Source organism: Rhodovulum sp. PH10, from assembly GCF_000293785.1.
In the GTDB taxonomy this organism is placed as follows: domain Bacteria; phylum Pseudomonadota; class Alphaproteobacteria; order Rhizobiales; family Xanthobacteraceae; genus Rhodoplanes.
The window spans coordinates 1-10,548 of the sequence record NZ_AKZI01000103.1 but is presented as its reverse complement, the minus strand read 5'-3'; the positions used below and the strand labels follow the sequence as shown (position 1 = coordinate 10,548).

General features: G+C 70.1%; 8 protein-coding genes and 1 pseudogene. 3 read left to right on the top strand and 6 right to left on the bottom strand.

The window, feature by feature from the left end; all coding sequences use genetic code 11:
• Positions 1–171 precede the first annotated feature (171 nt).
• The 4 genes from A33M_RS16435 to A33M_RS16420 form a co-directional block, all read right to left on the bottom strand.
• On the bottom strand, positions 172–1,461 hold the full coding sequence (locus A33M_RS16435; protein ID WP_008389356.1) for a hypothetical protein: 1,290 nt from the start codon (positions 1,459–1,461) through the stop codon (positions 172–174).
• Positions 1,458–2,777 (bottom strand): GumC family protein, encoded by a 1,320-nt coding sequence (locus A33M_RS16430; protein WP_008389354.1) that lies wholly within the window; start codon positions 2,775–2,777, stop codon positions 1,458–1,460. The genes A33M_RS16435 and A33M_RS16430 overlap by 4 nt, the downstream gene beginning before the upstream one ends.
• Before the next feature lie 336 nt (positions 2,778–3,113).
• Entirely contained in the window at positions 3,114–4,346 is a 1,233-nt protein-coding gene (locus A33M_RS16425) for a glycoside hydrolase family 5 protein (protein ID WP_040621139.1), read from the bottom strand.
• Positions 4,343–5,449, bottom strand: a complete 1,107-nt coding sequence (locus tag A33M_RS16420) for a glycosyltransferase family 4 protein (RefSeq protein WP_008389350.1) — start codon at positions 5,447–5,449, stop codon at positions 4,343–4,345. Before A33M_RS16420 ends, A33M_RS16425 begins: the two co-directional genes overlap by 4 nt.
• 142 nt (positions 5,450–5,591) lie before the next feature.
• On the opposite strand from A33M_RS16420, the gene A33M_RS16410 reads away from it, so the two are divergent.
• The gene (locus tag A33M_RS16410; RefSeq protein ID WP_008389348.1) at positions 5,592–7,007 is read left to right on the top strand and encodes a lipopolysaccharide biosynthesis protein; all 1,416 of its coding nucleotides are present in this window, start codon (positions 5,592–5,594) and stop codon (positions 7,005–7,007) included.
• Here A33M_RS16410 and A33M_RS16405 read toward each other — a convergent pair.
• Complete coding sequence (locus A33M_RS16405) at positions 6,970–7,662, bottom strand: WecB/TagA/CpsF family glycosyltransferase (protein WP_008389346.1); 693 nt, start codon at positions 7,660–7,662, stop codon at positions 6,970–6,972. The genes A33M_RS16410 and A33M_RS16405 overlap by 38 nt on opposite strands.
• A gap of 222 nt (positions 7,663–7,884) precedes the next feature.
• Here A33M_RS16405 and A33M_RS16400 point away from each other — a divergent pair, with 222 nt between their 5' ends.
• Together A33M_RS16400 and A33M_RS16395 are read left to right on the top strand one after the other, a co-directional pair.
• On the top strand, positions 7,885–8,541 hold the full coding sequence (locus A33M_RS16400; RefSeq protein WP_008389344.1) for a class I SAM-dependent methyltransferase: 657 nt from the start codon (positions 7,885–7,887) through the stop codon (positions 8,539–8,541).
• Between the two features lie 60 nt (positions 8,542–8,601).
• The gene (locus A33M_RS16395; protein WP_040621130.1) at positions 8,602–9,807 is read left to right on the top strand and encodes a GNAT family N-acetyltransferase; all 1,206 of its coding nucleotides are present in this window, start codon (positions 8,602–8,604) and stop codon (positions 9,805–9,807) included.
• A gap of 554 nt (positions 9,808–10,361) precedes the next feature.
• Here the strand turns inward: A33M_RS16395 and A33M_RS25025 are convergent.
• Positions 10,362–10,548 (bottom strand): annotated as a pseudogene (locus A33M_RS25025) (hypothetical protein); the annotation flags it as partial.

Sequence of the window (10,548 nt, the reverse complement as noted above, 5' to 3'; positions counted from 1 at the left end):
AGCCCGAAAAAGGGAATCCGACCAAGGACTCTTCTGTTAGGCAGAGACCGCTACAGCGCCGGATCCGGGCGATCCTGCGCTCCGTCGATCCGCGGGAATGCACAAATTTCTTCATTCACGCAGGCTATCGGCCTGCGCCAAAGTAAGTGGAAAACGCTCTAACGAGTACGTTCACGCAAGCGCAGTGTGCTGGGGAGAGCTGCCACCTCGAGGCGGGCCGGCCGTGAAGCACTGCTCTCCTGGCTCGACAGGAGGATCCTCCGCGGCAGCACCGGCCAAGAACCAGAGAAGCGCAGCTGTCTTGATCGTCGAAAACGACGTGCTGATCGACAAGAGCAGGATCAGGTAGAAGCAGACGAACAGCTTGAACCGCCGCGCCGCCGGGGTGGCGGCGGGGGTGCCGAACACGTAGGTGGCCCACAGGCCGGCGGCGCCGAACAGCCCGAACTGCGACAGCACGGTGGCGTAGCCGGAGTCGACGAAATTGACGTCGGTCGGCGCCAGCCCCAGCGACTGCCAGCCGTCGAGGGTCAGCAGGAGCTGGCCGGACAGCAGAAAACGGCCGGTCAGCGTGTTGTCCCAGGCCACCCCGCTGAGCGCGCTCGCATAGGCGATCAGCCCCACCACCAGCACGAACGGCACGACGAAGACGAGGCCCGGCCGCACCAGCGGGGCCACCAGATAGATCGCCGCCGCGCCGGCGCACAGATAGATGCCGAAACGCGCATCGCCGAGGATCAGGATGACCAGGACCAGCGCGCTCCAGCCGAAAAAGGCCCAGCCATAGGCGCGACACCGCAGGAGCAGCCAGGCGAACGCGATCGCCCCGAAATTGCCCAGCGAGACCGGCTCGAGAAAGACCGACGAGACCCGGTGCTCGCCGAGGAACGGCAGCAGCGTGCGCCCCTCGAACCGGATGCCGCTGGTGAACAGGCCCGGCCCGTCCCCGCCCGGCAGCACCTCGGTGCTCCCCTTGGCGAGATAGTAGCCGAGGATGTCGACCCAGCGGATGTAGGTGTCGAGGAAGGCCCACTCGATGACTGCGAAGGCGCCGACGACCGCGATCGAGAGGGCGACCAGGCGATCGCAGACCTCCGGCGTGCCGCAGCGCCGGCCGAGGAAATAGAACAGCACCGGAATGAAGGCGTCGCGCAGCACCTTGGGATCGAGCTGGAACCGCATCGTCATGGCGAACACCAGCCAGGCGGCCAGCGCGACGGAGAGCGGGTAAAGGCTCTCGCTGCGGTTCCACACCAGCGAGGCGGCGGCGGCCAGGATCAGCACCTCGGCGGCCATGACATAGAGCGGCGTGACCGGCGTGATCGACGCGTTGACGAAGGCGAGGACCTGATTGAACGTCAGCGCCGCGATCACGATGGCGATGGCGGCTGCGGACGACGTCGAGCGTCCGGATTGCGTCTCGACCGACGTCGGAACGGAGAGCGTGTCCGACGCCGTCACGACCGCGCGCCGGCGCGAAGCTGATCGCGCAGCCAGGCGAGCGCCGAGCCGAGCCCGAGCCCCAGCAGCAGGGCGGCGGCGAGCAACAGCAGCGGCGGCGGTCCGACCGGATCGAGCGGCCGCGTCGCCTTGCTGATGATCCGGGCGGGCTCCTCCTCGAGCCGCCCTTCCTCGTTCAGCTCGCGCGAGCGGGCGAGCACGGATTCGTAGATCGCCCGGTCGGCATCGACCTCGCGGGTCAGCTCGCGCAACCCGACCGCGGCGTCGTTGTACTTGGCGAGATCGCTCTCCAGCCCGGAGAGCCGCATCCGCGCGCTGGCCGCGACCGTCCGGGCCCGCTCCAGCTCGGACGTCGTCGCGGTCACGATGTTGGCGAGCTCCTGGTCGACGAGCTGCCGCGCCTCGTTCACCTCGGCGTCGACGACCCGGCGCTGCGGATGGCGCGGCCCGAGCGTCGCGTCGACATTGGCGACGTTCTGGCGGGAGAGGGCGAGGCGCGAGCGCAGGGTCTCGATCGTCCCGGTGCGCAACGCCTCGGGCAGCGCGTCGAGATCGGAGGCGCCGCTCTGCACCCGCTGGATCTGCGCGAGCGTCGATTTCAGCTGCTCCGTCTTGGCGTTCGACTCGCTCAGCTCGGTCGACAGCTGGGCGATCTGCTGCTCGAGCAGCGGCTGGCCGCCGGTGGTGACGATGCCGTGGTCCCGCCGGTAGCGCTCGACGCGCTCCTCCGCATCGCGCACACGGGCGCGCAGCTCGCCGAGCCGGCGCTCCGCCGAGGTGCCGGCGCGGCCGGCGGTGCCGGCCCGGGCCTTGGCCTCCTCGGCGATGTAGTTGGTCATGATCGCGTCGGCGAGCCGCACCGCGAGTTCGCGGTTCTCGCTGCGGACGCCGACCGTCATCACGAAGGAGTTCTGCAGGCGGCCGACCGAGATCGAGCGTTCCAGCTCGCGCAGCGCCAGCGCCTGCGGATCGTCGACGCGGCCGAAGCCGAGGATGCGGGACAGGATGCCGCGCGGCTTGGCCCCGAACAGCGGATTGGTGTCGAGGTTCTCGGCGGCGATGACGCGGTCGAGCACGGCGCGCGAGGTGAGGAGGTGCACCTGACTCTCCGCCTCCATGGCGGCGGTTTCGCGTCCGCTGCGGTTCGCCTGGGCGTTGGACGCCACCCGCGGCTCCGACGGCTGCAGCAGGATGCGCCCGGTGGCGACGAAGGTCGGCGGAACGACAACTAGGTAGAGCACCGTCAAGCCGATGCAGAGCAGCACCGTCGCGCCGACGAGCGGCAGATTGCGGCGCACGCTGACCGCCAGCCCCATCCAGACCGGTCGCAGCGGCGACGCAGCAGCCGGTCCGGCCGCCATGCCCGGCCCTGCGGGCATGGCCGGAGCAGCCGCGGCGGCAGACGCGGCCGCGGCAGCCGAGGCGGCCGCCGGGCCGGGGGCGCTCCGGCGGCCCGCGGTTGGTGTGTCGTCAGGGCGAAGAACGAACATACTGACCCTCTGGGCCGGATCGGCGAGCCGCGCGGGCGTCCCCTCCGCACCGTTGGTGCACCGGAACGGGACACCACGTCCCGCCGTGCATCCCTCTGCCTGGTATCGACTTCGCGGGAGCGTCGCCCGCGCCTGCTCGTAACTTCAATGCCACAAACGTGTTTACGGAAAGGAACCGTTTGGCGCCCGAAGGCCCAGGGCCTGCAAAAGTGATCGATCGAGACGACCGTCCGGCCGGTCGAGCCCGAACGGCCCCTCGCGCAGCACCCACAGGGTCCAGCCCCAGCCTTCCGCCGAGATCATCCCGGACACCTCCTGCAACCAACGTGCGCGGGAGGCATCTCGATCCGGTGTCCGGGTCGCGCCGAACTCGGTGACGACGATCCGGCCCGCTGCGATCTCGAGCCCGGAGGCCCGCCGCCGCAGATCCGCGAATGTTTCGCGCAAGGCCGGGCGCGGATCGGTGGTGAGGTAATGGCGCAGCGACGCCTCCGCCCGGGCCAGCCGCTCCCGCCGCACGCCCTCGGGCCAGGCGGCCCGGCCCGCCTTGTCGCGGGCGGCGGCCAGCGCCTCCGGCACCTGCTCGGCGCGCGGCGGATAGGACAGGCCGGTCACCAGCGGCATGATGTCGAGGGCCCAGTCGGTGCCCTGGTGGGTGAACAGGAACGGGTCGTAGAAGTGCACCGACAGGAAGGTCCGCGGGTCGCGCAGCAGCGCGGCGTCGACCGAATCCAGCCCCTCGACCTTCGACCAGCAGCCGCCGGTGACGCCAAGCCACAGCCGCGGCGCCGCCGCCCGCAGGCGCGCGAGCAGGATCGGCTGGTGGACGGCCCAGTCGGGACCGTCGGTGCGCCGGCAGGCGCGCTGCGGCTCGTTCATCGGCTCCAGTGCCAGCGGCGCGCCGCCGAGGTCGTCGAGCGCCGCGGCGAGCGTCTCGGCGATTGTCGCATAGCGCAGGAAGCGCGGCCCGTCCGGCCCGTCGAGCCAAGCCTCGGGAATCGCACCGCCGAGGCCCGGGGCGACCAGCGTGACGATGACGCCGAGCCCGTCGGCGTGCAGGCGGCCGATCAGCGGCCGCACGGCATCGAGAAGCGCGCGCCGCCGCCGGCCGGCGGGATCGTCGCGCAGCAGCGGGCCGATATCGACCGGCAGGCGGACATGGTCGAGACCGAGGCCGCGCAGCCCGGCGACGGCGAAGCGGACCGCCGTCGCGTCGGCGCCCGGATAGGCCTGCGCCGCGTAACCGCCGCCGACGACCGCCGGAAACGTGAACGCCTGCAGGCTGACGCCGCGGCGGAACGGCGCGTCCTCGGCCGCAGCGGCCGCCCCGAGCGCGAACACGGCGACGGCCACGGAGGCAGCGGCAGCGACGAGCCGGCGCAGGACCGTCCTCACGGCGTCGTCTCCGGCTCGATCGCCGGCACGGCAGCGAGGTCGGCCCGGCCGGTCCGCAGCAGCGCGACGTAGCGGCGGATCATGTCGGCCGGGCTGTAGCGCCGGCACAGCGCCGCCGCGAAGGCATCGCGGGCGGCGCGCGGCGGCGGCGCCGCAAGCCCGGTCCGGATCGCCGCGGTCCAGGCGGCGACGTCGAACGGCGGCAGGTGGACGACCGGCGCGGCCGGCTGGCCCAACACCTCGCGCAGCACCGGCAGGTCGGAGACCACCATGGGGCACCCGGCCATGGCGGCCTCGACGGCGGCGAGCCCGAACGTCTCCCACACCGACGGGAAGGCGAACAGGTCGCAGGCGCCGTAAAGGTCGGCGACGTCTTCCGGCGCCAGCGCCCCGAGGAAGCGGACGCGCGAGCCGACGCCGAGCGCCGCGGCGGCGCGCAGCGCGGTCTCGTCGCTGCCGGCGCCGGCGACCGCCAGCACGGCATCGCCGAGGCCGGGCAGCGCCTCGATCAGCACACCCTGGTTCTTCTGCGGCGTCGGGCGGCCGACCGTCAGCACGACGGGCGCCTCGAGCGGCAGGCCGAAGCGACGCCGCGTCGTCGCCCGGTCGCTCACCGGCCGGAGCGGCTCGACGCCGTGCTCGATGAGGATCAGCGACCGGCGGTAACGCGCCGGATAGGCACGGAACTCGTCGCGCGTGAACACCGTGTTGGCGATGTTGGCGTCGTAACGGCCGGCGGTGCCGACCAGCATGTCGGCGATCCGCAGCGGCCGCGCGGTCGCTCCCGGGATGGCGGTCTGGTGGACGATCCGCCGGCCACCGCGGCGACCGGCGAACAGGCCGACCAGGATCGACGCGGTCGCCTGATAGGCAATGACCGCGTCGTGGTCGTCGCGCCGCAGCCGGGCCGCCATGGCGGCGGCGGCGCGGGCTTTCGCCACGGCGCCGAGGCCGGGCCGGGAAAACAGGATCTCGGTGTCGACGCCGATTCCGTGAGCGGCCAGCCCGCGCTCCAGCGCGGACGCGAGCGTCAGGATGCCGCCACGCTCGTCGGTGTGGAGGATTTGCAGGACACGCAGCGGTTCTCCTTGTCGAAGCGGCATCAATCGTGATCCAATCCCGTCCCCGCGCCCGATCTCCCAGCGCGCCTAAATAGCCGCAACGGACGCGACGACGCAATCGAAGCGTCCGCGAAGGGCCCGGATCCTCCAGGCCGGATCCGCCCGACCGGATGTCCGACGATCCATGAGACCGCCCGATCTCGTCCTCTATCTCGGCTCCCGCGTGGTGTCGGCGGCCGGCAATCTCGCCTCGGTCGCGCTGTTCGCCCGTGTGCTCGGACCGGCCGAGTACGGCGTCTACATCCTGATTTTCGCCTGGGCGATCATCGCCTACGGCTTCGCCGCCCAGTGGATGAAGTTCGCCTATTTCGGCGGCTACCGGGCGGCCACGGCGCCCGGCTACATCGCCACCTATGCGCGCCTCGTGATCGCCGCCGTCGCCGCCACCACGCTGATCCTGTTCATCATCGCGCCGCTGGCCGGCTGGAGCCTCGCCTTCACGGCGGCGCTCGCCGCGCTGTTCGGCGCCATGGCGATCTACGAGGCCGCGCTCGAGGTGAGCCGCACCCGCCTGCAGTCCGGCACCGTGTCGGTCGCCATGGTCTGCCGCGCCGTCTTCGTGCTCGCCGGCGGCTGGGTCGCGCTGGCGCTGTCGCCCTCCGCCGTCACGCTCGCGCTGGCGGTGGCGGCCGGGCACATCGCCGCCGCCGTGCCGTGCCTGGTGGCGCTGCGCGACATCCGCCGGGCGCGGCCGGACCAGGAGGCGGCGCTGCAGCTGGTGCGCTACGGCTGGCCGCTGATCTTCTCGTTCGGCGTGCTGGCGCTCGGCCAGACCGCCGACCGGCTGCTGATCGCCTGGTACGCCGGCAACGCGGTTCTCGGGCCCTACGGCGTCATCGCCGATCTGATGCGGCAGAGCTTCATGGTGGTCGGCGAGGCGATCGCGCTGGCGCTGATCACGGTCGCCAAGCAGCACGCCGACGAGGGCCGGCACGACGACTCGCGGGCGATCATGCGGCAGGCCTTCACGGCCTGCGTCGCGGCGGCGACGCTCGGTGCGGCGTTCTTCGTCGTGTTCGGTCATCCGCTCGCCGAGCTGGTGCTCGGCGACGCCTTCGCCGGGCCGGCCTACGAGATCGTCACGCCGTTCGCGCTCGCCTTCGGCTTCATGATGCTGCGCAGCTTCTATTTCGGCCAGGTGATCTACTTCGCCGACGCGACCGTGCTGGACCTGATCGCCTCGGTCAACTTCGTGGTCGTCTCGGTGCTGCTCGGCGTCATGCTGGTGCCCTCGCAGGGCGCGTTCGGCGGCGCCCTGGCGCTGATGGTCGCACATGCGGCGGCCTGCGCGGTCGTGGCGGTGCGGGGCCGGAGGCTCTACCGGTTCCCGGTCGAGCCGGGACCGCTGATCGGGATGACGATCGTCGCGGCGACGTTCGTCGCCGCCAGCCGCGGTGTCGAATGGCTGCTGGGCGCGACCCGGTGGGCCCTCGCCGCGGACGCGGCCCTGTTCGCGATCGCCGGGCTCGCCGTCGCCTGGCGCTTCGGCCTGCTCGCTCTCATCAGGACGAGAAGCGGGCGCGGAACAGGCGCACAATGAAGACCATGGTGCCGACGAGATAACGCCACCACAGACGCCTGGGCTCGACGACCAGACGGAACAGCCACTCGCAGCGGATCTGCCGGACCCACTGGTAGGCGCGCGGCTTGTTCTTGGCGACGAAATCGAACAGCCCGCCGACGCAGAACACCGACGGCCCGTCCGGCGTCATCAGATGCGTGTGCGCCCAGATCTCCTGGTTCGGCGTGCCCATCCCGACCAGCACGAGGTCGGCACCGGTGGCCCGGACCGCTGCGGCGACCGCGGCCTGCTCGTCGGCGGAAAAGAAGCCGTCGCGGGCGCCGAGATAGGTGTGCCGGGGCGCCACTCGGCGCAGCGACTCGGCGGCCCGCGCCGCGACGCCGGTGCCGGCTCCGATCAGATAGATGCGGAAACGGTGGGTCGTGTGGGCGAGAAACCACGGCACGAAGTCGGTGCCGTTGAGATTTTCGGGGAAGAAACGGCCGTAGAGCAGCTTCGAGGCGAGATCGACGCCGATGCCGTCGTTTAGAACGATTCCGGCGTTCAGGGCCTCGCTCAACCCTCGGTTCTCTTCCGCCAGGTTTGAAACATTCGAGTTGAGAAACTCGACCAGCACGGGCGCGCCGCCATCGAATGCGGCATCGATCGCGCGCAAGGCGTCGGGCGCGGTCACGGACAGAACGTCCACGCCGAGAATGTTACGCGTGTCGAGGCTCATCGTTAAAAGCAGGGAAACTCGTCCATGAGAAAGAGAGCGTTGCGGGCCGGCGGACGTGCTGTATCACGGAGCGGGCGCCTTGACGACAACGCCTATTCTCCGCGTATAGAGCCGAACTGTCCAGTTTCGCCCGCCCCTCGAGCCGGTTCGCGACCGAGGCCACCGCACGAGGCAACAATGTTTCTCTCCGTCGAGCCCGACGCCGTCTACAAGAACGAATTTCGCCGCCGGAGGTTTGCTTCGTTTCTCGCGATGGCCGACGAGGTGCTGGCGGCACGCGGCTCGTGCCGCATTCTCGACGTCGGCGGGCGGCTGGAGCACTGGGCCGCGTTCGCCGATCTGTGGGCCGGGATGGCGCTGCAGATCACGCTGTCCAATCTCGAGGCGGTGCCGGTCGACGATCCGCGGTTCACCTCGGTGGCCGCCGATGCGCGCGCCCTGACGCTGTTCGCCGACGACAGCTTCGACCTCGTCTATTCGAACTCGGTCATCGAGCATGTCGGCACCTGGACGGACCAGAAGCGCATGGCGGCCGAGATCAGGCGTGTCGCACCACGCCACTTCGTCCAGACGCCGAACTACTGGTTTCCGGTCGAGCCGCATTTCCGTCTCCCGTTCATCCAGTGGCTGCCGGAGCCGTGGCGGCTGTCGATAGTCCAGCGCCGCGCCTGCGGCTTCTATCCCCGCGCCGCCGACATCGACCAGGCCTATGGCATCCTCGACGATGCACGGCTTCTCACCTTCGACGCCATGCGCAGCCTGTTTCCGGATTCCGAGATCGTGCGCGAACGAGTCGCCTTGTTCACCAAATCCCTGATCGCGGTCCGTCGCTGACGTGGTTTTCTTGGTCATACTGTTGTCCCGGCGCACATCCTCCGGTAGCAATTCGAAACCATGATCGAGCTCGGCCTCCGCGGGTGGCCTGTCGCTCCCGCCACGATCCGAACTCCGGAAGCAAATGCCGCGATGTCCGGCCTCCTCGTTTCGCCTTCGCAGACCGGACACGTCGAAACCGACGACGATGTCGTCGTCGAGGCGACACCGGAGTTCGATTTCCTTTCGGTGGAGTACCGGGCGCTGTTCGACCGGGCGGCCGCGACGGCGTTCCAGTCGCCGGTCTGGCTCGACGGCCTGTACGGGCGGCTGGTCCCGGCCGCCGCGGCGCGTCCCCTGATCGTCACGCTGCGCGAGCGACGCTCGCGCCGGCTCGTCGTCGTCCTGCCGCTCGTAGTGCGGCGCCATCTCGGTCTGCGCGTCGCCCGGTTCGCCGATCTCGGCGTCTCCGACTACTGCGCCGCGGTCGTCGATCCGGCGTTTGCGCCCTTCGTCTCAACCCGGGCCGTGACGGCGCGGGTGCGCGCCGCGCTGCACGGCGTTGATCTCGTCCTCGTCAGCAAGGTGCCCGATGCGGCGCTCGCGACGTTCGGGCTGCTCGGCGACATCCTCGCGTCGGCCATGCCGGTGCACGCTCATTTCCTCGATCCGGGCGGATCGCGCGCGGCGTGGCGCACCCGTACCCACGGGAAATGCCGCGGCAGCACCCTGGACGGCAAGCGCCGGAAGCTCGCCAGACAGGGACGGCTGGAGACGCGGATGCTGAGCGACGGCGAGCGGATCACCGCGGCGATCGAGGCCGTCGGCGCGTTCCGGCGCGAGCGCTTCCAGGCCCGCCGGATCGTCGACCTGCTCGCCCAGCCGGCTTACGCGGCGTTCTACCGGGAGATCGGCGGCAAGACACCGCCGGCGCGTGCCTACGTCATGAGTCTTGGCGACCGCACCATCGCGGCCGGCTTCGGGATCGTCGTCGGCGGCGCCTTCCACCTGCTGCTGAGCGGCTTCGACACGGGCTTCCGGAACGAGTCGGTCGGCCTTTTGCTGATCGAGGACATCGTGCTCGACTGCCTTCGCCGCGGAGAGCGGGGTATCGATTTGACGATCGGCGATCAGCCCTACAAGGCGCAATTCGGCAGCGCGGCGTCGGATTTGTGGGCAGTCTGTCTCGGGATTGGCCACATCGGACGCATCGCGGCTGCGCTCCTTGCCCGCGAGGGCTGGGCTCGCCGCACAGCTCAATTTCTTGCTCACCGCCGGCCGCTGTAGTTGTCTGTCGTCCAACACAGCCAGCGCTCTGAATGCGATCGGGATTTCCGAGGGTGACCACGTCTCTCCATGACTATGGCGCGTTGGCGCTGGCGCGCGACCCACCCCCCGGCGATGACAACACGATTTCTTGCGTCGTGGGCGAGCGTCGTCGTCAGCGTGATGACGCCGACAGCCGCATCGCTTGCGGTCCTCTGCACCACGGCGATCTCGTTCCGGCCCAGCGTCTTGCGGACAAGATCGATGCCGATGGACAGCGGGGCGTAGCGGAATTGCGCTCACCTTGCCGTCGCCGGTCACCGGGATCGAGCCGACCAGCAACTTCTCGGCCTTGGCGAGCTCGATCTGGGCCTTGGCCAGCGCCGTCGCCAGCGCGCCAACCGACTCACTGGAGAGGGGCATGGGCGCAATAGCGCCGAGGTAGTCATGACGACGTCGGCCCCGACCAGCAGGCATTTCGCCACCTCGTCTGAACGGGTGACGCCGGAACTGGCGGCGAGCGACGCCTTGGTGCGGCCGGCGAGAACGGCCAGCCAAAGCAGTGGCAGGCGCGCTTAATTCGGCTCGCTGAGGTTGAGGTCGTCGAGAACCTGGAGGCGCAAAAGATCTATATCGGGCTGGTAGAACCGATTGAAAAAGACCAGGGCATCGACGCCGGCTTCTTCCAGCTTCAGGGCCATGTTACCGATCGAACTGAGAGCCGATCCGAGAAGTTGTTGAGTCTCGGGAATCGGTTGTGAT

Bases quoted from the DNA above. Each gene is read 5' to 3' on its own strand.
- A33M_RS16395 (WP_040621130.1), top strand. From the start codon at position 8,602: ATGATCGAGCTCGGCCTCCGCGGGTGGCCTGTCGCTCCCGCCACGATC.
- A33M_RS16410 (WP_008389348.1), top strand. From the start codon at position 5,592: ATGAGACCGCCCGATCTCGTCCTCTATCTCGGCTCCCGCGTGGTGTCG.
- A33M_RS16400 (WP_008389344.1), top strand. From the start codon at position 7,885: ATGTTTCTCTCCGTCGAGCCCGACGCCGTCTACAAGAACGAATTTCGC.
- A33M_RS16420 (WP_008389350.1), bottom strand. From the start codon at position 5,449: ATGCCGCTTCGACAAGGAGAACCGCTGCGTGTCCTGCAAATCCTCCAC.
- A33M_RS16430 (WP_008389354.1), bottom strand. From the start codon at position 2,777: ATGGGGCTGGCGGTCAGCGTGCGCCGCAATCTGCCGCTCGTCGGCGCG.